16 protein-coding genes are annotated in these 22299 nt (G+C 65.7%); 6 read left to right on the forward strand and 10 right to left on the reverse strand.

Annotated features, from left to right (window positions below; all coding sequences use genetic code 11):
- Positions 1-36: 36 nt before the first annotated feature.
- Positions 37-4305 carry a DNA-directed RNA polymerase subunit beta' gene (rpoC, locus tag ACFQRC_RS03155; RefSeq protein ID WP_379957661.1) on the forward strand — a complete coding sequence of 1423 codons (4269 nt, stop codon included), beginning with the start codon at positions 37-39 and terminating at the stop codon, positions 4303-4305.
- A gap of 98 nt (positions 4306-4403) precedes the next feature.
- Here rpoC and ACFQRC_RS03160 read toward each other — a convergent pair whose 3' ends face one another.
- The gene (locus tag ACFQRC_RS03160; RefSeq protein WP_379957663.1) at positions 4404-5087 is read right to left on the reverse strand and encodes a hypothetical protein; all 684 of its coding nucleotides are present in this window, start codon (positions 5085-5087) and stop codon (positions 4404-4406) included.
- Positions 5088-5174: 87 nt separating this feature from the next.
- Positions 5175-7331, reverse strand: coding sequence for a TonB-dependent receptor (locus tag ACFQRC_RS03165; RefSeq protein ID WP_379957665.1), 2157 nt, complete (start codon positions 7329-7331; stop codon positions 5175-5177).
- A 179-nt stretch (positions 7332-7510) separates the two neighbouring features.
- Between ACFQRC_RS03165 and ACFQRC_RS03170 the strand changes: the two genes are divergently transcribed.
- From ACFQRC_RS03170 to ACFQRC_RS03180, 3 genes are all read left to right on the forward strand, one after another.
- Positions 7511-9961, forward strand: a complete 2451-nt coding sequence (locus ACFQRC_RS03170; RefSeq protein ID WP_379957667.1) for a zinc-dependent metalloprotease — start codon at positions 7511-7513, stop codon at positions 9959-9961.
- 128 nt (positions 9962-10089) lie between these two features.
- Positions 10090-11298 carry a class A beta-lactamase gene (gene bla / locus ACFQRC_RS03175; RefSeq protein ID WP_379957669.1) on the forward strand — a complete coding sequence of 403 codons (1209 nt, stop codon included), beginning with the start codon at positions 10090-10092 and terminating at the stop codon, positions 11296-11298.
- Between the two features lie 37 nt (positions 11299-11335).
- Positions 11336-11923, forward strand: coding sequence for a TetR/AcrR family transcriptional regulator (locus ACFQRC_RS03180; RefSeq protein WP_379957671.1), 588 nt, complete (start codon positions 11336-11338; stop codon positions 11921-11923).
- A 3-nt stretch (positions 11924-11926) separates the two neighbouring features.
- On the opposite strand, the gene paaE is transcribed toward ACFQRC_RS03180, so the two are convergent.
- The 7 genes from paaE to pcaF form a co-directional block, all read right to left on the reverse strand.
- Positions 11927-13003 (reverse strand): 1,2-phenylacetyl-CoA epoxidase subunit PaaE, encoded by a 1077-nt coding sequence (gene paaE / locus ACFQRC_RS03185; RefSeq protein WP_379957673.1) that lies wholly within the window; start codon positions 13001-13003, stop codon positions 11927-11929.
- Between the two features lie 94 nt (positions 13004-13097).
- Positions 13098-13526, reverse strand: a complete 429-nt coding sequence (paaD, locus tag ACFQRC_RS03190; protein WP_379957675.1) for a 1,2-phenylacetyl-CoA epoxidase subunit PaaD — start codon at positions 13524-13526, stop codon at positions 13098-13100.
- A gap of 122 nt (positions 13527-13648) precedes the next feature.
- Positions 13649-14476, reverse strand: a complete 828-nt coding sequence (gene paaC, locus ACFQRC_RS03195; protein ID WP_379957677.1) for a 1,2-phenylacetyl-CoA epoxidase subunit PaaC — start codon at positions 14474-14476, stop codon at positions 13649-13651.
- A 118-nt stretch (positions 14477-14594) separates the two neighbouring features.
- Entirely contained in the window at positions 14595-14879 is a 285-nt protein-coding gene (gene paaB / locus ACFQRC_RS03200) for a 1,2-phenylacetyl-CoA epoxidase subunit PaaB (protein WP_379957679.1), read from the reverse strand.
- 160 nt (positions 14880-15039) lie between these two features.
- A complete protein-coding gene (gene paaA, locus ACFQRC_RS03205) occupies positions 15040-16026 on the reverse strand; it encodes a 1,2-phenylacetyl-CoA epoxidase subunit PaaA (RefSeq protein WP_379957681.1) in 987 nt (328 codons plus the stop codon).
- A 69-nt stretch (positions 16027-16095) separates the two neighbouring features.
- Entirely contained in the window at positions 16096-16572 is a 477-nt protein-coding gene (locus ACFQRC_RS03210; protein ID WP_379957683.1) for an OmpA family protein, read from the reverse strand.
- An 84-nt stretch (positions 16573-16656) separates the two neighbouring features.
- Positions 16657-17865 (reverse strand): 3-oxoadipyl-CoA thiolase, encoded by a 1209-nt coding sequence (gene pcaF, locus ACFQRC_RS03215; protein ID WP_379957685.1) that lies wholly within the window; start codon positions 17863-17865, stop codon positions 16657-16659.
- 207 nt (positions 17866-18072) lie between these two features.
- Between pcaF and paaG the strand changes: the two genes are divergently transcribed.
- Positions 18073-18855, forward strand: coding sequence for a 2-(1,2-epoxy-1,2-dihydrophenyl)acetyl-CoA isomerase PaaG (gene paaG, locus ACFQRC_RS03220; protein ID WP_379957687.1), 783 nt, complete (start codon positions 18073-18075; stop codon positions 18853-18855).
- Between the two features lie 105 nt (positions 18856-18960).
- Positions 18961-20982: a phenylacetic acid degradation bifunctional protein PaaZ gene (paaZ, locus tag ACFQRC_RS03225; protein WP_379957689.1), complete on the forward strand. Its 2022-nt coding sequence runs from the start codon at positions 18961-18963 to the stop codon at positions 20980-20982.
- A gap of 75 nt (positions 20983-21057) precedes the next feature.
- On the opposite strand, the gene ACFQRC_RS03230 is transcribed toward paaZ, so the two are convergent.
- Positions 21058-22287 (reverse strand): dihydrolipoamide acetyltransferase family protein, encoded by a 1230-nt coding sequence (locus ACFQRC_RS03230; RefSeq protein ID WP_379957691.1) that lies wholly within the window; start codon positions 22285-22287, stop codon positions 21058-21060.
- Between the last annotated feature and the right edge of the window lie 12 nt (positions 22288-22299).

Here is a 22299-nt window from a genome sequence, read left to right on the forward strand (position 1 = left end):
GGAGAGGGGCAGAATTTCTAGAGAGGGTCATACCCGATGAATGAACTGAGCAACTTCGCCAACCCGGTCGCCAAGCCGGAGACGTTCGACCAGATCCAGATCGGCATCGCCTCGCCGGAGCGCATCCGCTCGTGGTCGTTCGGCGAGATCAAGAAGCCCGAGACGATCAACTACCGCACGTTCAAGCCCGAGCGCGACGGCCTGTTCTGCGCGCGCATCTTCGGTCCGATCAAGGATTACGAGTGCCTGTGCGGCAAGTATAAGCGCATGAAGTATAAGGGCATCGTCTGCGAGAAGTGCGGCGTCGAGGTGACCGTCTCCAAGGTCCGCCGCGAGCGCATGGGCCATATCGAGCTGGCCGCGCCGGTCGCCCATATCTGGTTCCTGAAGTCGCTCCCCTCGCGCATCGGCCTGCTGCTCGACATGCAGCTCAAGCAGCTGGAGCGCGTCCTCTATTTCGAGGCCTATATCGTCACCGAGCCCGGCCTGACGCCGCTCGAGAAGTTCCAGCTCCTCACCGAGGACGAGCTTCTCACCGCTCAGGATGAATATGGCGAGGACGCCTTCTCCGCCGGCATCGGCGCCGAGGCGGTCCGCCACATGCTGGAGAATCTCGACCTCGAAGGCGAGAAGGAGGATCTCCTCAAGGAGCTGGCAGAGACCAAGTCGGAGCTCAAGCCCAAGAAGATCATCAAGCGCCTGAAGGTCGTCGAGAGCTTCCTCGAATCCGGCAACCGCCCGGAATGGATGATCCTGGAAGTCGTTCCGGTCATCCCGCCCGAGCTGCGTCCTTTGGTGCCGCTCGACGGCGGCCGCTTCGCGACGTCGGATTTGAACGACCTCTACCGCCGCGTCATCAACCGCAACAACCGCCTGAAGCGGCTGATGGAGCTGCGCGCGCCGGACATCATCGTCCGCAACGAAAAGCGCATGCTGCAGGAATCGGTCGACGCTTTGTTCGACAACGGCCGCCGCGGCCGCACCATCACCGGCGCCAACAAGCGTCCGCTGAAGTCCTTGAGCGACATGCTCAAGGGCAAGCAGGGCCGCTTCCGCCAGAATCTGCTCGGCAAGCGCGTCGACTATTCGGGCCGTTCGGTCATCGTCACAGGTCCGGAATTGAAGCTCCACCAGTGCGGCCTGCCCAAGAAGATGGCGCTCGAGCTGTTCAAGCCGTTCATCTACTCGCGCCTCGACGCCAAGGGTCTGTCGATGACCCTGAAGCAGGCCAAGAAGTGGGTCGAGAAGGAGCGCAAGGAAGTCTGGGACATCCTCGATGAGGTGATCCGCGAGCATCCCGTCCTCCTGAACCGCGCGCCCACCCTCCACCGTCTCGGCATCCAGGCGTTCGAGCCGGTGCTGATCGAGGGCAAGGCGATCCAGCTTCACCCGCTCGTCTGCGCGGCATTCAACGCCGATTTCGACGGCGACCAGATGGCCGTGCACGTCCCGCTGTCGCTTGAAGCGCAGCTGGAAGCGCGTGTGCTGATGATGTCGACCAACAACATCCTCTCGCCCGCCAACGGCAAGCCGATCATCGTGCCCTCGCAGGACATGGTGCTGGGTCTCTATTATCTGTCGATGGAGCGCGAAGGCGAGCCTGGCGAAGGCATGATGATCTCCGACATGTCGGAGGTCCACCAGGCCTTGAACGCCAAGGCCGTGACCCTGCACTCGAAGATCATCAGCCGCGTCCCGCAGACGGACGAGGCCGGCAAGCAATATATGAAGCGCTTCGAGACGACGCCGGGCCGGATGCTGCTCGGCGAGACGCTGCCGAAGAGCCACAAGGTGCCGTTCGAGACGGTCAACCGCCTGCTGACCAAGAAGGAGATCGCGGACGTCATCGACACCGTCTATCGCCACACCGGCCAGAAGGAGACAGTGCTGTTCGCCGACGCGATCATGGGGCTGGGCTTCCGCCACGCCTTCCAGGCCGGCATCAGCTTCGGCAAGGACGACATGATCATCCCGCACGAGAAGGAAGGCCTCGTCGACGAGACCCGCAACCTCGTGAAGGACTATGAGCAGCAGTACCAGGATGGCCTCATCACCCAGCAGGAAAAGTACAACAAGGTGATCGACGCCTGGAGCCGCTGCGGCGACCAGGTCGCCAACGCGATGATGGACAAGATCAAGGCGCAGCCGATCGGCGAGGACGGCCGGATGGCGCAGATCAACTCGATCTACATGATGGCGCATTCGGGCGCCCGTGGTTCGCAGGCGCAGATGAAGCAGCTCGCCGGTATGCGCGGCCTCATGGCCAAGCCGTCGGGCGAGATCATCGAGACGCCGATCATTTCGAACTTCAAGGAGGGCCTGACCGTCCTTGAATATTTCAACTCCACCCACGGCGCCCGCAAGGGCCTCGCGGACACGGCGCTCAAGACGGCGAACTCGGGCTACCTCACCCGTCGCCTCGTCGACGTCAGCCAAGATTGCGTGATCGTCGAGGAGGATTGCAAGACCTCCAACGTGCTCGACATGCGCGCGATCGTGCAGGGCGGCGCCGTCATCGCCTCCCTGGGCGAGCGCATCCTCGGTCGCACCCCGGGCGAGGACATCGTCGATGCCAAGACCGGCGATGTGCTGGCCAAGGAAGGCGAGCTGATCGACGAGGCCGCGGCGCTGCGGATCGACGAGCTGGGCATCCAAGCAGTCAACATCCGCTCGCCCCTCGTCTGCGAGAGCGAGCATGGCGTCTGCGGCAAATGCTACGGGCGCGACCTCGCCCGCGGCACGCCCGTCAATATCGGCGAGGCGGTCGGCGTCATCGCCGCCCAGTCGATCGGCGAGCCGGGCACCCAGCTCACCATGCGGACCTTCCACATCGGCGGCGCGGCCCAGCTCAACGAGACGTCGAGCCTCGAAGCCTCGTCGGACGGCAAGATCGAATTCCGCGATCTGCCGACCATCATGGACTCGCGCGGACGGCGCGTGGCCATGGCCCGCAACGGCGAGCTCGCCATCGTCGACATGGACGGGCGCGAGCGAGCAGTGCACCGCATCCCCTATGGCGCGCATCTGATGTTCGACGACGGCCATATCGTCACCAAGGGCGACCGCATGGCCGAATGGGATCCGTTCATGATGCCGGTCATCACCGAGAAGGGCGGCATCGTGAAGTTCCAGGACATGGTCGAGGGCAAGACCCTCGCCGAGCAGGTCGATGAAGCGACGGGCATCGCCCAGCGCGTCGTCACCGAGTTCCGGGGCTCGGCGCGTTCCAAGGAGGATCTGCGCCCGCGCATCACCCTTCTCGACGAGGATAGCGGCGAGGCCGCGCGCTACATGCTGACGCAGGGCGCGATGCTCTCGGTCGAGGACGGCCAGACGGTCGCGGCGGGCGAAGTGCTCGCCCGCGTCTCCCGCGAGGCCGCCAAGACCCGCGACATCACCGGCGGTCTGCCGCGGGTGGCGGAGCTGTTCGAGGCGAGGAAGCCCAAGGAGAATGCGATCATCGCCAAGGTCTCCGGCCGGGTCGAATTCGGCAAGGACTATAAGGCCAAGCGCAAGATCGGCATCCGTCCCGAGGATGGGGGCGAGCTGGTCGAGTATCTGGTGCCGAAATCGAAGGTGATCGACGTGCAGGAAGGCGATTTCGTCAAGCGCGGCGACAATTTGATCGGCGGCTCGCCCGATCCGCACGACATTCTGGAAGTGCTCGGCGTCAAGGCGCTCGCCGAGTATCTCGTGTCGGAAATCCAGGAAGTCTATCGTCTCCAGGGCGTGAAGATCAACGACAAGCATATCGAGGTGATCGTTCGCCAGATGCTGCAGAAGGTCGAGATCATTGAGAGCGGCGACACCACCTTCCTGGTCGGCGAGCAGATCGACCACCAGGAGATGCGTGAGGCCAATGCCAAGCTCGGCAAGGGCAAGAAGCCCGCGGAAGGCAAGCCGGTGCTCCTGGGCATCACCAAGGCGAGCCTGCAGACCCGCAGCTTCATCTCGGCCGCCTCCTTCCAGGAGACGACCCGGGTGCTGACCGAGGCATCGGTGCAGGGCAAGATCGACACGCTCGACGGCCTCAAGGAGAATGTCATCGTCGGCCGCCTGATCCCGGCGGGCACCGGCGCAGGCATGAACCGGATGCGGATCGCCGCCTCCAGCCGCGACGCCGCGCTCCGCGCCCAGCACAAGAAGCTGCAGGAAGCGATGATCCTTGCCAACACCGCCGAGGAAGAGCATCGCGCCGAGCTGGCCCAGGGCCCCGAAGCGGCGATCGGCGACGACCCCCTCGCCGCGGTGGCCCCGGAGGGCCACGGCACCGACGCGGATGCGGGTGAATATCTGCAGGACTGAAGGCCCGGTAGAGACTGAAGAAAGAAGAGCCCCGCCGGAGCGATCCGGCGGGGCTTTTTTCGTTGCCTCGGAAGCGTTGGGGGGAAACGAACCGGCCGCTACGACACGGCCTTCCGCGGGGCCAAAATCAGAGTGTCTGGCGTGATCGCTTCCTTCTGTAGAAGCGAGTGATCGCTGAGAACGTCCCTAAATGCAGCCCAGGCTTCGGATGAACCGAGACGCGCACCCTGCTGATACAACTTGCCTATGCTTCGAGACGAGACCATCCGCACCAGATCCCCGACCGTTTTCACACTTCCCGGCAGGCGAATGGGTGCCACTCGATAGAGCGCAACCGGAGGAATGACGGAGGCAGCAGCCATCCACCATGGCCAACCTACAGTCAGCATGCCCATAGGAAGTGCCACGAAAAGCAGGAGCGCGATACAGCCCCAGAGTGACACGTACTGGGGTGGCGGTCGCAAGCCGCATTCGTGCTTGATGATCCAGTGCAATTTTCGCACCGACAAGCTTCCCAGCCCTTCGATGGGTGTCTTGGGCCGTAGCTCAGTTACAATCCGGGGCTGAAGCGCTCGACGCAACCGATAGAAGCACATTGCTGTTGCACAGCTCTCTATCGAGCGCGCACCAGGTAACTGGGCCTCGATCAGCTTAAAAAGATCCCCCACGGTCCAACACTGCTTAAGTTTTTCCTTAGAGAACTGGACGTCAAATGCCTCCTCGACGTCTTCAATTAGGTCATTATCGTCCAGATCACCTGTCAAACCAAGTGACGAGGGCATAGAAAAACTCTCCTTCGCTCCGGCAGCATAGCATCAGCTTCGCCACACACCAACAGGCGATGAACGTCTGAAACGGATCGAGCGACGCTAGAAGCTCACCCTCGCGCTCAGCCTTATGTCCCGACCAGCCAAAGGCACGAAATCCTTGGTGAAGGAGGCGTGGCGCCTCGCGTCGACGTCGAAGATGTTGTTGGCGGACAGCAGCAAGGTGGTGGGGTTGCTCTTCCCCCACGGGCGCCAGGCGACCGAGGCGTTGACCAAAGTGTGGCCGTCGGTCGGCGTCTCGAAGGCCGCGATCCGCTCCTGCTCGTCCGACCATTCGACCTCCAGGCGGCCGTCGACATGGTCGGACTGCGCCTCGATGCCGCCGAGGATGCGGAGCGGCGGGATGCGCGGCACGGGGCCGCCCTTCTCGATCGTCGCGTTGACATAGTCCGCCACGACGTCGCCGTTGAAGCGGAAGCCGGCGGCCTCGAACAGCTTGGCCGAACCTTCCAGCTCGAAGCCGTAATAGCGGGCGCCGCGCTGGAAATATTGGAAGACGGGGAGCTCGTCGCGCTCCTCGCCGGTCGCGGCCTGGAAGATGTAGTCGTCGAACCAGTTGGCGAAAACGGTGGCGCTGAGCGAGTAATTCGACGCGTCGTGGCGGACATAGGCTTCGGCGCCCCAGCTCTTCTCCTTGGCGAGATCGAGATTGCCGACCTCGAACGCCTGGGTCGCGATATGCGGCCCGTTGGAGAACAGCTCCTCGGCCGAAGGCGCGCGTTCGGCGCGGGAGCCGTTGACCCCGATCTTGGTTCGATTGCCGAGCTCGTAGGACGCGCCAATCGCCCCCGAATAGGTGTTGAAGCTCCGGTCGAGGCCGAGGGTCGTGGCGCTGACGTCGCTACGTTCGAAACGCCCGGCGGCCTCGATCCCCGCCCGGCCGAAGTGCATCTCCTGAACCGTGAAGAGACCGAGCTGGCGGCTCTCATTGGGCGGAACGAACGCCTCGGCGCCGATCGCCTCGAAATCGCGAACGAAATATTGGGCGCCGGTGACGCCATGCCAGCCGCCCCGATCGGCCTGCACCAGCTCGAATCGGCCTTCCATCCCGTTGGACTTGAAGACCGTGCCGACTTCCTCGCCTTCGAACTCGGTATGCTCGTAATCGGCCGCGGCGAGGCGAACGCGGATTTTGTCGATGAAGTCGCCGCCGGCCTCGATTTCGCCGCGCAGGTCGGCACGAAACTGTTCGAGGCCGATGGTGACCGGCACGTCGCCATGGGCGTGCCCCTCCTCTTCCTCGCCGCCTTCTTCTTCATGGTGGTGCTCGGCCCCAGGGCGCGAAGGGACGCCGTACTTGCTGTCATAGTAGCTGACCGACAGGCCGAGCTGGCCGCCGTCGCGGATGAAGGCGAGACCGGCGCCCAAGGTCTTCGTCTCGGTGGCGGAATTGGGGATGCGGCCGCTGAGGTTGGCAAGCTCGCGGGCTTCCTCGGCCTCCTCCACATGGCCTTCCGCTTCCTCTTCGGCGGCGATTTCCAGCTGCTCGGCGCGTAGCTCGGGCGAAAGGACGAAGCCGCCAACCTCCAGGTCGTCGGTGTTGCGGTAGCTGCCGTCGATATGGGCGACGAGGCTGTCGGTCAGCGGCACGTCGACCGCGGCGCCGACGCTGTGTTCGTCGGCGGCCGAACCATAAGCCGCGATGGCGTCGATATGGACCGGCTCGTCCGGCACGCGGCGGGGAATGCGCCGGTCCATGACGTTGACCGCGCCGCCGATCGCCTGGCTGCCGAAGAGGAGCACGGCGGGGCCGTGAATGACCTCGATCCGCTCGGCGGTCAGCGGATCGATGGTCACGGCGTGGTCGGCCGACGTGTTGGAAGCATCGATCGAGCCGATGCCGTCGGTCATCACCCGGACGCGCTCGCCCTGGAAGCCGCGAAGGACGGGACGGGACGCTCCGGGGCTGAAGGAGGTGGCCGAAACGCCCGGAAGGCCGGCCAGCGTATCGCCGATCTGCGGCTTCAGATCTCGCACCAGATCGGCGCCGGAAAGGACCGATTTGCCCGCCAGAAGATCGACCTCCTGAATGCTGTGACCGGTGATGACGATCGTCGCCGGCGGATCTTCATGAACGTGATCGGCCTGGGCCGCGGCCTGCGCGGCCTCAACGGTCTCGGCCGGCGGCTCCGGCCGCTGCGCGCCGGCCGGAAAGGCGACGAGTGCGGAGGTCGCGAACAGGAAGGCGAATTTGGTCATCAGGGTCTCCAGAAATCGTCGCCCGCTTACGGGAGACGTTACATTGTATCAATACCGTGATGGCCGCGCCTTGACGAGCCGGTCGCCCGGCGGACACGCTTCGTCGGCAAAAGCTGCTTCGCACGCGCTCGACAGCAAGGGCGGGCGCGGATAGCAAGCAAGCCAAAGAGGGGGAATTGATGAAGCCGACCGCCACCGCCTGCCTGGCCCTGCTGCTGTTCGCCGGAACGTCCACCGCCGCGCTATCGGCTGCCCCCGCTGCGGACGTCCTCCAGGGGACGACGGCGCGCTCGGGCCTGCTCCCGGTGCATGTCGACCGCAAGGACGGCCGCATCCTGCTCTCCCTGCCGGCGCCGGACGAAGATGGCATTTCCGGCCGCTATCTCTATGTCACCGCCCTGAAGACCGGCCTCGGATCGGCGGTCGCCGGGCTGGACCGCGCGCTGAGCGGGGGCTCGGAGCTCCTCGTCTTCCGCCGGGTCGGCAAGAAGATCGTCGCCGAGATCGAGAATTCCCGCTTCCGCGCCACCAGCGGCACCGAGGCCGAGCAGGCGGCGGCGCGCGACAGCTTCGCTTATTCGACGCTGTGGATGGGAGACATAGCGGCGGAGACGGCGGACGGGCGCTTGCTCGTCGATGTTTCGAGCTTCCTGACGCGCGACGCTATCGGCATCGCCCGGGCGCTGAAGGACAGCGTGGAAAAGGAATTCAAGCTGGTGCCGGAGCTGACCGTCGCCGATCCGGCTTCGGTCAAGGTCTTCCCGGAGAATATCGAGATGGAGGCGCGCCAGACCTTCGTCTCCACCGATCCCGGCGCGGAAGTTAGGAACATCGCGCCCGAGAGCGGCAATCTGAGCTTCGTTGTCCGCCATTCGCTGGTGAAGCTGCCCGAACCCGGATACCGGCCCCGCCCCTTCGACCCGCGCACTGGAAGCTTTGCGACGCAGGTGCTCGATTATTCCGCGCCTCTCGGGGAACCGATCGTACGGGAATTGGTCAATCGCTTTCGCCTGGAAAAGATCGATCCGGACGCGCCGCGGTCGCGCGTCAGGGAGCCGATAGTCTTCTATATCGACAGGTCCGCTCCCGAACCGGTTCGGACGGCTCTCTACGAGGGCGCGAACTGGTGGAAGCAGGCCTTCGAGGATGCCGGCTATATCGACGCCTACCGGGTCGAAATCTTGCCCGAGGACGTCGATCCGCTCGACATTCGCTACAACGTCGTCAACTGGGTGAACCGGGCGACGCGCGGCTGGTCCTACGGCCAGGCGATCGAGGATCCGCGCACGGGCGAGATCATCAAGGGCAACGTGCTTCTAGGCTCGCTTCGCGTCCGTCAGGACATGCTCATCTTCGAGAGCCTGGTCGGAGCCGACAAGGTTGGGACGGGAGGATCGAACGATCCGGTGATCGCCGCCCTCGCGCGCCTTCGCCAGCTCGCCGCCCATGAAGTCGGCCATGCGCTCGGTCTCGCCCATAATTTCTCCGCGAGCACCCAGGGCCGCTATTCGGTGATGGATTATCCCGCGCCGCGCGTAACCCTGGTCGACGGCGTACCCTCGCTTACCGACGCCTATGGCGTCGGGCTCGGCCGCTGGGATATGTTCGCGATCGACTGGCTCTATGGCAGCGCCGACGAAACCGAGGCGCGCGCCAAGGCGTCCGCGGCCGTTGCCGAGGGGCTGCTCTTCACGGCGGACAACGACGCCCGTCCGGTCGGCGCCGCTCAGCCGCGCGGCAGCCTGTGGGACGATTTCGCCGATCCAGCCGCCGAGCTCGAGCGAATGATCGCCGTCCGCCGCGCGGCGGTGGACAATTTCGGCCTCGGCGCGCTCGCGTCCGGCGAGCCGGTCGCCAACCTCCGCCGCAAGTTCGTGCCGATCTGGCTGCTCCACCGCTATCAGGTCGAAGCCGCCGCCAAGCTCCTCGGCGGCGTCGATTATTCCTATTCGCTGCGTGGCGACGGACTCGAAACCTCGCCGCCGGTCGCTGCCGACGCGCAAAGGCGGGCGTTGGACGCTTTGCTGGCGACGCTGGAGCCGGCCGCGCTGGAGGTGCCTGCGCGGCTGGTGCCCTTGCTCTCGTCCGGCTGGTCGGGGAGCAACGACCGCCAATATGATATCGAGATATTCCGCACCGCCGGCGGACCCGTGTTCGACTCCATGGTCGCGGCGGAAGTGGCCGCGTCGGTGACGCTCAACACTTTGCTGGCGCCGCAGCGGCTCAACCGGCTGGCCGAGCAGGACCGGCTCGATCCTGATGCCCTGGGCGCTGACGAGCTGATCGACCGCCTGATCGGCGCGACCTTCCCTTCGGGTTCCCGCGATTCCGGCCGCGCGGATGTGCGTCAGCGTGTCGCAACCACCACCGCTTTGGCGCTGGCGCGGGTGCGGCGCGACCCGACCTTGTCGTCGACAATCGCGCTGGCGCTGGACGAGCGGCTGCACCGGCTCGCCGGCAATCTCGCCGGAGAAGAAAGCGAAGCGCATCGTGACTGGAGCCGGGGTCTCGCGCGGCTGCTGACCGACCGGGAGGCGCTCGACAAATTGCTGGCCGAGCCGGATCGCGCCGCCGATATCCCGCCCGGAATGCCCATTGGCGCCGCCGCGGACGATTGGCTAAGCGACTAGTTCCAAAGGGCGATTCACCTCGCCGCGCTCGATGAACGGCTCGTCCCGTACGGCCCGGATTAAGCTGACAGTCACGCCTTATGCGTTATGGTCGGTCCTTTCAGGCATGAATGCATTGGGAGGGCAAGGTGAAGAGCGGGATCCAGCGAGAGGCGCGGCGGAGCATTCCGCGGAGCACCAAGGCCGCCTTTCTCGGTGCGCTGTCCGTCTCCGCTCTGCTGGCCGCCTGCATACCGCAGGCCCGATCCGCCGAAGTCGCGCCGGCGCCCCGCGCGCGCGCCGCGACCGCTCCTTCGCCTTCCTATACGCCACCGCCCGCCCCCGCTCTGCCGGCCCATGTCCAGACCGCGCAGCGCATTCTCGACGCCCGCATCGATGCGCTCGGCCGCGGTTTTCGGGGCGACATCGGCATTGCGGTCAAGGACGTCCAGTCGGGCTGGACCAGCCATTATGACGGCACGACCTGGTTTCCGCAGCAGAGCGTCAGCAAATTCTGGGTGGCGCTGGCCGCGCTCGCCGAGGCGGACGAGGGCAATCTCAGCCTGCACAGCCCGGTCACCGTGCGCCGCGACGACCTGACTTTGTTCCATCAACCTATCCGCTCGCAGGTCCTGAAGGGCGGCTTCTCCACGACCCTTGGCGACCTCCTCCACCGCGCCATCACCCAGAGCGACAACACCGCCAACGACTTTCTCTTGTGGAAATCCGGAGGGCCGCAGGCGGTTCGCGACTATCTCGATCGCAAGGGCATAGAGGGCATCCGCTTCGGACCCGGCGAGCGCCAGCTCCAGAGCCGCATCGCGGGGCTCGACTGGAAATCCTCTTACTCGATCGGCAACGCCTTCTTCGCCGCGCGCAACGCTTTGCCGACATCCGTCAGGCGGGCCGCGTTCGAGCGTTACATCGCCGATCCGATGGACGGGGCGACCCCGCTCGGAATCGTCGATGCGCTGACGCGGCTGAAGGGCGGCGAATTGCTGTCGCCGGGCTCGACCCAGCGCCTGCTCAACACCATGTCGAACACCCGTACCGGCCCGCAACGGCTGAAGGGCGGCCTCGCCCCCGGCTGGACGCTGGCGCACAAGACCGGCACCGGGCAGGTGTTCGGAGGGGTTCAGGCCGGCTATAACGACATCGGCATCGTCACCGCCCCGGGCGGGCGCTCCTATGCCGTCGCCGTGATGATCCGCCGGACCAGCGCCCCCAATATCGAGCGGATGCGGACCATGCAGGAAACCGTCCGCGCGGTGATCGACTATCACGAGAATATGCGAGGCTATAATATGGCCTCCGCCGCCGCCGAGCGCGGCAATGCCGGGCGCCGTTCCGCCAATTGATTTGGCGGCGGCGCCAGTGCGCGCTTAAGGTGCGGGGATGGCGAGGCCGCAATCCCCCGATTACGACAAGCGCCGCGACGCAATCGTCGCCGCGGCGACGCATCTCTACGCGCGGCAAGGATTCCAGGGCGCGTCGGTGGCCGATCTGGCCAAGGCGTGCGCCACCTCGAAATCGCTCATCTACCATTATTTCCCGTCGAAAGAGGATATCCTCTACGAAGTGATGGCCGCGCACCTCGAGGCGCTGGTGGACGCGGCCGACGATGTCATGCGCACCGGGGATGCGAGGGAGCGGCTGCACGCGCTCGCCCTCGCCTTCATGCGGCTCTACGAGGACGCGCAGGACAGCCACAAGGTGCTGCTGAACGAGCTCGACAATCTGCCGCCCGGGCGCCGGGCGGAAGTGGTGAGGAAGCAACGGCGGATCATCGCCGTGGTCGAGAGCCTGGTGCGGGAAATCCGCGCCGACGCGGGACCGGCGATGCTGCCGCTGACCATGCTGTTCTTCGGCATGATCAACTGGACCCATACCTGGTTCCGGCCCGGCGGCGCGGTCTCGGCGGAGGAGCTCGCCGACCTGGCGGTGGACATGATGCTGAACGGGCTGGAGACTATGAAGCTTTGACGCTCAGGCGTCGTAATCCAGTTCCACGCCCTCGCTCTTCGGCACCGACTGGCAGGTCAGCACATAGCCCGCCGCCACTTCCTCGTCGCTGAGGCCGTAATGGACCGCCATCTCGACCTCTCCCGAAACGACGCGGGCGCGGCAGGTCGCGCAGACCCCGGCCTTGCATGCGTAGGGCGCGGGCAGACCAGCCGCGCGGGCGCTGTCGAGAATGTTGCCGGCCTCGGCGTCGAAGCCGACCTTGCGCTTGCGGCCGTCGAGCGTGACCATCATCGGAAGACCGCGCGCCTGGTCCTGGAGCGCCTGCATCTGCGCTTCGACGGCGGCCGAGGGACGGTCGGCGGTGAAGCGCTCGATATGGATCTTGTGCCTGTCGACGCGGAGCTCGATGAGCGCCTCCTCGGCCGCGTCCATCATAGGGCCGGGGCCGCAGATGAAAAAGGCGTCCGCTTCGCCCGGCTCGACCAGGTGGGTCAGTATCTCGTCGCATTTGGCGCGATCGAGCATGCCGTTGAAGAGATCGATGTCCTCGGCCTCCTCGGCGAGGAAATGATAGACTTCGAGCCGCCCCATGAAGCGGTTCTTGAGCCGCGCCAGCTCCTCCAGGAAGATGACCGAAGAGCTGTCGCGATTGCCGTAGAAGAGGGTGAAGCGGCTTTCCGGCTCAGTCTGGAGCGCGGTCTTGATGAGCGAGATGACCGGCGTGATGCCGGAGCCGCCGGCGAAACCGACATAATGGTTGGATTGGGCGGGATCGAAATCCCAGGTGAAGGAGCCGTGCGGCGCCATCACGTCGACGGTGTCGCCGGGCTTCAAATTGTCGTTCGCCCAGTTGGAGAAGAGCCCGCCCGCGATGCGCTTCACCGTCACCTTGAGCTGGCCGTCGCCGGGCGCGACGCAGAGCGAATAATTGCGCCGCACTTCCTCGCCGCCGATGTCGCATTTGAGGGTGAGATGCTGGCCCGGCTTGAAGCGGAACGTCTCCTTCAGCGCCTCGGGCAATTCGAAGCGGATCGACTTGGCGTCGGCGGTTTCGGGGACGATCTCTGCGACCGTGAGGGTGTGGAAGTCCATCGACATTCTCAGGCCCTACGTGCCCCGGCGAAAGCCGGGGTCCAGCCGCACGGCCGAAGAAACTGGGCCCCGGCTTTCGCCGGGGAGCACAGGAAGCGGCTCAGTGACATTTGAACAGGTCGAACGGCTCGAGGCAGGAGCGGCAGCGCCATTGCGCCTTGCAGGGCGTGGAGCCGAAGCGGCTGAGTTCCTCCGTGTCGGTGGAGTTGCATTGCGGGCAGGCGACCTCGCGCTGGCCGGGAGCCTGCGGCGGGGCGATGCCATAGGCTTGGAGCTTCGCCCTTCCCTCCTGGCTGATCCAGTCGGTGGTCCAGGGCGGCGAGAGCATTGTGTCGATGCGGACGTGGCCGAAGCCGGCTTTGTCGAGCGCGGCGCGGACGTCGGCCTGGATGGCGACCGTGGCGGGGCAGCCGGTATAAGTCGGCGTGATCGCCACCCGCTCCGCCGTCACCTCGCGGACGATGCCGAGGTCTACGATGGAGAGGACGGGGATTTCCGGATCGGGTACGTTCCGCAGAACCTCCCACACACCGTTCGTGTCGAGCGAAGTCGAGACACCCCGCCGAGCGGAGCCGAGGCCTTTGTTCTCGCTTCGCTCGAAGGGATCCCTCGACTTCGCTCGGGACGAACGGGTCTCTTCAATCTGCACCGCTACCATGTCGCGTCCGGATAGGAGCGGGGGATGTGCTGCATCGCCGCGAGCAGATGTCCGAGATGTTCGCTGTGGTGGCCGTCGCGGCCGCCGAGGATGGGGCGCTGGTCCGTGGGCGCTTCGAGCCCGGCTTCGTCGAGCACGGCGCGTAGCTTCCGGTCATAGTCGCCGCGGAAGACGGTCACGTCCACGCCGATGCCGCGCTCGGCCATCTCGCGCGCCACCACATCCATCTCGAACAGCTCGGGGATGAAACGCCAGTTCCAGTCGAGGCCGTCGATCATCCGTCGCCGACTCTCCTCGGTGCCGTCGCCGAGGCGGATGACCCATTCGGCCGATAGCTCCTCATGATAGGCGACTTCCTTCACCGCCTTGGCGGCGACGGCGGCGGTGAGCTCGTCCTTGGAGGCCGTCAAACGCTCGAACAGCAGCTTCTGCCAGGTCGAGAAAAGGAACTGCCGCGCCATGGTCTGCGCGAAATCGCCGTTGGGCTGCTCGACCAGCAAGCAATTGCGGAAGGCCAGCACGTCGCGGTGGAAGGCGAGCTTATCGCCGTCGCGGCCACGCCCTTCGACCTCGCCGGCATAGCCCAGGAAATGCGTCGCCTGGCCGATCAGGTCGAGCGCGATGTTGGCGAGGCTGAGATCGACCTCGACGCTCGGCGCGTGGCCGCACCATTCGCCGAGGCGCTGGCCGAGGATCAGGCTGTCGTCGCCGAGGCGGAGGAGGTAGTCGAATACTGGATGGTCATGGCGCTCGGCGCGCGGGTCGAAAGCGCCCGCGCCCGTCGCGCCTTTGGGCACGTCAATGGGGGGAAGGGAAGCCACTAGAGACTCCGCTCGCCCTGAGCCTGTCGAAGGGCTGCTTTTCCCTTCCCGCTCGGGACCAAGGAAATACAGGGCTTCGACAAGCTCAGCCTGATCGGCTTGGGGTTACCAGAGCGCATCATATGTGCTTCACGTCGTCGGGGATGTTGTAGAAGGTCGGGTGGCGGTAGATCTTGTCCTCGGCGGGCTCGAACATCGGGCCGTCCTCGGCGGGGTCGGAGGCGACGATCTGGGCCGATGGGACGACCCACAAGCTCACGCCCTCCATCCGCCGCGTATAGGTGTCGCGGGCGTGGCGGACGGCGATCTCGGCGTCGGGCGCGTGGACGCTGCCGACATGGCGGTGCGAGAGCCCGCCCTTCGATCGGACGAATACCTCCCAGAGCGGCCAGTCCTTGCTCACGAGGCGACCTCCAACAAAGCCAAAGAAAGGCGGCGAATGTTCCCAATGTTCGCGGTGGCCAAGGAGATCCCGGGGCACGGACCACGGAAACGGCTCTTGAAGGGGGCGGACGGGTTCATGCGGCAACCATATCAGCGTCGGGCGCGTGTAGGAAAGCGGGTCACGCCGCCTGCCTGACGGTCCGTTTCTCCGCATAGGCCACTGCGGCCTCGCGGACCCAGGCGTTGGTTTCCCACGCGTCGCGCCTCGCCTTCATCCGCTCCTTGGCGACGGGGCCTTCGCCCTTCACCACGGCGTAGAATTCCTCCCAGTCGATCTCGCCGAAGTCGTAGCCGCCCTTCGCCTCGTCCCACTCGAGGTCCGCATCCGGCACGGTGAGGCCGATCGCGTCCGCCTGGGGCTTGGTGATGTCGACGAATTTCTGGCGGAGATCGTCGTTGGTGTCGCGCTTGATGCGCCAGCGCATCGACTGGGCGGTGTTGGGGCTGTCGGCGTCGGGCGGACCGAACATCATCAGCGACGGCCACCACCAGCGGTTCAAGGCGTCCTGCGCCATGTGCTTCTGCTCGGCCGTCCCGGCGGCGAGGTGCATCATGATCTCATAGCCCTGGCGCTGGTGGAAGCTCTCTTCCTTGCAGACGCGGACCATGGCGCGGGCATAGGGGCCGTAGCTGGTGCGCTGCAGCGGCACCTGGTTCATGATCGCGGCGCCGTCGACCAGCCAGCCGATCGCGCCGATGTCCGCCCAGGTGAGCGTCGGATAGTTGAAGATGGTGCTGTACTTGGCCTTGCCCGAATGCAGCGCCTCGATCATTTCCTCGCGGCTGGTCCCCAGCGTCTCGGCGGCCGAATAGAGATAGAGGCCGTGCCCCGCCTCGTCCTGCACCTTGGCGAGCAGAATCGCCTTGCGCCGAAGCGATGGCGCGCGGGTGATCCAGTTGCCCTCCGGCAGCATGCCGACGATCTCGCTATGCGCATGCTGCGAAATCTGCCGGGTGAGCGTGCGCCGATAGGCCTCGGGCATCCAGTCCTTGGGCTCGATGAACTCGTCAGCCGCCACCCGCGCCTCGAAGGCGGCGAGTTTCTCGGGATCCTCGATATGCTCGACGGCGGGCTTGGCCGATTTCTGCAATTCGGTGGTGTACATCACTGGCTCCTTGGCCCGCATTCTACCATTCACCGACCGATCGGTCAATGAATGGGGGTGGCCGGTTGATTAGAACGGCTGGTGGACGAACTCACAATCCGAGGGCAAAGCATTGCCCCAAACGACCTCCACGCGCCTATTATTCGCCTCCGCCACGCCGTCAGCGGTCCTGATCATGGGACGCAGTTCTCCATACCATTTGCCACACATAATCGCAGCGGGCTCTATCCCGTGCACGATCAAGAAATCGCGAACTGCGACGGCTCGACGACGCGAGAGAGCAAGATTGGCTGGCTCAGTGCCAACACGGTCCGCATGGCCGACAACAGCCAGCCTTTCTATAAAGCCTTGTTGATAAGCCTCGATGACGAACTGCTCCAGTATTGGGTTGGTCTTCGGATCAACTTTCGCGCTACCGGATTCGAAAAAGACGTAGGCGACGGGCGGTGTGTAGGCTGCAGTGGGGTTGCAAAGGGCCAATGTAGCCAATGCCGCTGCGGTCAGACGTGCGCGGCGCGCCAGCATCTTTCGTCTGTAAACGGCCATCCATCCTCTCCAGCGCCGAGTTGGCTACCGCCACATTTTGGCAACCGATCGAGAACAGAGCTTAGAGCGCGTTGGCCAACAGAGCTACACCCGCTCGATCACCATCGCGATGCCCTGCCCGACGCCGATGCACATGGTGGCGAGGGCGTAGCGGCCGCCGGTGCGGTGGAGTTCTTCGGTGGCGGTGAGGACGAGGCGGGCGCCGGACATGCCGAGGGGGTGGCCGAGCGCGATGGCGCCGCCATTGGGGTTCACATTCTCGGCGTCGTCGGGGAGGCCGAGTTGGCGCATGACGGCGAGGCCCTGGGCGGCGAACGCTTCGTTCAGTTCGATCACGTCCATGTCGGCGATGGTGAGGCCGAGGCGTTTGAGCAGCTTCTCGGACGCGGGCGCGGGGCCTATGCCCATGATGCGCGGCGGGACGCCGGCGACGGCGGTGCCGACGACGCGGGCGCGGGGGGTGAGGCCGTTGCGTTTCGCCGCTTCCTTGGACGCGACGATGAGGGCGGCGGCGCCGTCGTTGACGCCCGAGGCGTTGCCGGCGGTGACGGTGCCGTCGGAGCGGACGATGGGGCGGAGCCTGGCCAGCGCTTCGAGGCTGGTCTTGCGGGGGTGCTCGTCGCGATCCACCACAAGGGCGTCGCCCTTGCGCTGGGGGATGGTGACGGGGACGATCTCGGCCGCCAACCGCTCGTTCTCCTGCGCCCGCGCCGCCTTGTCCTGGCTGCGGACGGCGAAGGCATCCTGGTCCTCGCGGGAGACCTGGAACTCCTGCGCGACATTCTCGCCGGTGCTCGGCATGGAGTCGTCGCCATAGGCATGCTTCATCTTCGGGTTGACGAAGCGCCAGCCGATGGTGGTGTCGTACATCTCGGCGTTGCGGTCGAAGGCGGAGGTCGCCTTGGCCATGACGAAGGGGGCGCGGCTCATGCTTTCCGAGCCGCCGGCGATGATGAGGTCTGCATCGCTGCCGCGGATCGCCCGCGCGGCCATCGCCACCGCGTCCATGCCGGAGCCGCACAGGCGATTGAGGGTGACGCCGCCGGACGTGTCGGGAAGGCCGGCGAGCAGCCCGGCCATGCGGGCGAGGTTGCGATTGTCCTCGCCGGCCTGGTTGGCGCAGCCGAGGATGACGTCGTCGAGTTCGGCCCAGTCGACGTTCGGGTTGCGCTCGATCAGCGCCTTGATCGGAATGGCGGCGAGATCGTCGGCGCGGATATGGGCGAGCGCGCCGGCGTAGCGGCCGATGGGAGTGCGCACGGCGTCGCAGATATAGGCTTGGGTGTGGGTCATGACGTACCCATAACAGCGCCTCTCCCCTTGCGGGAGAGGATAGTGAAGCTTGGCGGCGCAGCCGACTAGCGAAACTTGGTGAGGGGTCGGCGGCGCAGCCGCCGCGCGAGCTTACCCTCGCGACCCCCCATCCAACTGCGACTAGGCGGCAACCCGCCAAGTCTACGTATCCTTCCCCCGCAAGGGGGGAAGGGCTATGCGGTGGCCATGCCAACCTACGAAACCATCCTCCTCTCCCTCGAAAGCGGCATCGCCCGCCTCACCCTCAACCGGCCGGAGCGGCTCAACAGCTTCACGGTCGAGATGCACGAGGAAGTCGCCGACGCGCTGGGTCGGTTGGGCGACGCCCGCGTGCTCGTCCTGACCGGCGCCGGACGCGGCTTCTGCGCCGGACAGGATTTGAACGACCGCGCGGTGGCGCCGGGGGGCAGCGTCGATCTCGGCGAGTCGCTGGAGTTGCGTTACAATCCGCTGATCCGGCGGCTGACCGCGCTTCCCATGCCGGTGATTGCTCGCGTCAACGGCGTCGCGGCCGGCGCGGGCGCCAATATCGCGCTCGCCTGCGACATCGTCATCGCGGCGAAGTCGGCCAAGTTCATTCAATCCTTCGCCAATATCGGCCTGGTGCCGGACAGCGGCGGGACGTGGATATTGCCGCGCCTGATCGGCCAGGCGCGGGCGATGGGGCTGGCGCTGACCGGCGAGGCGCTTTCCGCCGAGAACGCCGCTTTATGGGGGATGATCTGGAAAGCGGTCGATGACGACGCGCTCGATGCGGAGGTCGACGCCCTCGCCACCCGCTTCGCTTCGGCGCCGACCGCGGGCCTCGCCAGTATCAAGACGATGATCCGCGCCGGCTGGACGGCGACCCTCTCCGACCATCTCGACACGGAGCGCGACGCCCAGCGTTCGCTCGGCGGCGGCAATGATTATCGCGAGGGCATCGCCGCCTTCCTCGAAAAGCGAACGCCGAATTTCACGGGGCGCTAGGCTCCGTCATTCCAGCGAAAGCTGGAATCTCCGTTCCCATATCAAGGACCGGAGACAGTAGAAATGAGATTCCAGCTTTCGCTGGAGTGACGTGAAAGGCTCCCGATGAAGACGCTGAAGCTGTTGAACTACGCCGCCGACCAATGGGTCGCGGGCGATGGCGGCCTGGCCGAGGTGCACAGCGCCGTCACCGGAGACGTGATCGCCGAAACAGGCAGCAACGGCCTCGATTTCAAGGCGATGCTCGACCACGCCCGCAAAGTCGGCGGCCCCGCTTTGCGGGCGATGACCTTCCACGAGCGCGCCTGGATGCTGAAGGATCTCGCCAACGCGATCATGGCGCGCAAGGAGGAATTGTACGAGCTCAACTACGCCACCGGCGCGACGCGGACCGACGGCTGGATCGACATCGAGGGCGGCGCGGGGACGCTCTTCTCCTTCTCGTCCAAGGGCCGGCGCGAGCTCCCCAACGGCCGCATCCTCATCGACGGCGCGATGGAGCCGCTATCGAAAGGTGGAAGCTTCGTCGGCCAGCACGTCTTCACTCCGCTCCAGGGCGTCGCCGTCCATATCAATGCCTTCAACTTCCCTGTCTGGGGGATGCTGGAGAAACTGGGGCCGACGCTGCTCGCCGGCGTTCCGGCGATCGTCAAGCCCGCCTCCGCCACCGGCTATCTCGCCGAAGCGTGCGTCAGGATCATGATCGAAGCCGACATACTCCCCAAAGGCGCGCTGCAGCTCGTCATGGGCGGCGTCGGCGACCTGATGGACCATCTGACCCTTCAGGACGTGGTGAGCTTCACCGGCTCCGCCCAGACGGCGATGAAGCTCCAGTCGCATCCGGTGATAGCGCGCAAGAGTGTCCGCTTCATCGCCGAGCGCGACAGCCTCAACGCCTCGATCCTCGGGCCGGACGCCGCGCCAGGCACGCCCGAATTCGACCTGTTCGTCAAGGAAGTGGCGCGCGAGATGACCGTCAAGGCGGGCCAGAAATGCACTGCCATCCGCCGCGCCATGGCGCCCGCCGAGCATCTCGACGCGGTCCAGGACGCGCTCTCGGCCCGCCTCGCCAAGGTCAGGATCGGCGACCCGCGCGAGGAAGGCGTCACCATGGGCGCCCTCGCCAGTGCCCGCCAGCTTCACGACGTGCGCGAGCAGATCGCCAGGCTCCACAAGCAGGCGCGGATCGTCTCGGGCAATCCCGACCACGTCTTTCCCGGCCATGAGAAGGGCGCCTTCATGGAGCCCGTGCTGCTCCGCACCGATACGCCCTGGTCCGCCGACGCCGTCCACGATGTCGAGGCGTTCGGACCCGTCTCCACGATCATGCCCTACAAGGATCTGGAAGACGCGATTGCTCTCGCCAATCGCGGCATGGGCAGCCTGGCCCTTTCCCTGTTCACCTTCGACAACAAGGTGGCGGAGGAATTCGTGCTGAACGCCGGCGCCTATCACGGCCGCATGGTCATCCTCGACCGCACCAGCGCCAAGGAATCCACCGGCCACGGCTCCCCCCTCCCCGTCCTGGTCCATGGCGGCCCCGGCCGCGCCGGCGGCGGCGAGGAGATGGGCGGCATACGCGGCGTCACCCATTATATGCAGCGTACCGCGCTCCAGGGGGCGCCGGAAATGCTGTCGAAGGTGGTGCATCAATGGCTGCCCGGCGCGGACAAGCCGACGGGCGACGTCCATCCCTTCCGCAAACGCATCTCCGAGCTGGAGATCGGCTACACGCTCAAGACGGAGAGCCGCACGGTCACGCTCGAAGACGTGGAGCATTTCGCCGCCTTCACGGGCGACAATTTCTACGCCCATATGGATGAGGAAGCGGCCAAGGCGAACCCGATCTTCGACGGTCGCGTCGCCCACGGCTATCTCATCCTGAGCTTCGCCGCCGGCCTGTTCGTCGATCCCGCGCCCGGCCCGGTGCTCGCCAATACCGGCCTCGAAACCCTCCGCTTCCAGACCCCGCTCTATCCCGGCGATTCGATGCGCGTCGAACTCACGGTCAAATCGAAGAGCGTGCGCGACGAGGAGAAAGGCGAGGTCCGCTGGGCGGTCTACGTCTTCAACCAGAAGGACGAGGTGGTCGCGACCTACGAGCTGATGACGATGAACACACCCTAATCGTCATTGCGAGGAGCGAAGCGACGCGGCAATCCAATACAGCGCTGGATTGCTTCGCTTCGCTCGCAATGACGATTATTCCGTCGGCCACGCCTCCAGCACTTCCACGAACCGGCTCAGCCAGGCGTTGGTCTGGTGGCCGTCGACGACGCGGTGGTCGATGGTGAGGCTGACATAGGCCATCGGGCGGATCTGGATGGCGTCCTGGCCGCCGACCTCGCGCACCACGACGCGCTTCTCCAGCTTGCCGACGCCGAGGATCGCGGATTGGGGCTGGTTGATGATGATCGGGGTGGCGAAGAGCGAGCCCGAGACGCCGTGATTGGAGATGGTGAAGGTTCCGCCCTTCACGTCCTGGCTGGTCAGCCTCTCGGCGCGGGCTTTCTCGATGAGCGCGTCGAGGCCGGCGGCTATCCCCTTGAGAGACAGCGTCTGCACCTTCGGGAGGACGGGGACGATCAGGCCCTTGTCGCCCAATGCGGTGCCGACGCCGATATTGATGTCATCGAAGATTTCGAGCCGGTCTTTATGCCAGCGGCTGTTGATCGCCGGCGCGACCTTCATCGCCTCGGCTGCCGCGGCGACGATGTAGGCGGTGTAGGTGAGCTTCACGCCTTTCTTGGCGAAGGCGTCCTTATGGCGGGCGCGATGCGCCTGGATGGCTGAGAAGTCGGCCTCGAACACCGCGGTGACATGCGGGGCCTGGGTGACCGAGCCCAGCATGTTCTCGGCGATGCGCAGCCGCATGCGGTCGTGCGGGACGCTGTGCGAGCGGATGCCCGAGGTGGCGGGGATGACGCCTTCCACGGGCCGCACGTGCGTCGCTTCCTCGACGGCCTTGTCGACGTCGGCGCGGGTGATGCGGCCATCGCGGCCGGTCCCCTGGATGAGGGTGGGGTCGATATCGTGCTGGAGCAACGCGCGCTTCACGGCTGGCGACAGGCGCATTTCCGGATCGCGCAACCCGTTCGTGTCGAGCGAAGTCGAGACACCCTTTCGAGCGGAGCCGAGAATGAATGCCTCGGCTTCGCTCGGCCGGGCCCCTCGACTTCGCTCGGGGCGAACGGATTCCTCTTCAGTGGCGATGCGACCGAGCACCGCGCCCGGCAAAGCCTCCGCATCCGTCTCCAGCACTATCTCCTTGAGCACGCCCGCCGCCGGAGCCGGCACCTCGACCGCCACCTTGTCGGTCTCCAGCTCGACCAGCGGATCGTTCATCTCGACCCGGTCGCCTACCTGTTTCAGCCAGGCGCGCACCACGGCCTGGGTTCCCTCCTGCTCGACGGGCACGATGACGTCGATCATGACGAGGCCCCA

This window comes from Enterovirga sp. GCM10030262 (genome assembly GCF_042666435.1).
Taxonomy (GTDB): Bacteria; Pseudomonadota; Alphaproteobacteria; order Sphingomonadales; family Sphingomonadaceae; genus Allosphingosinicella.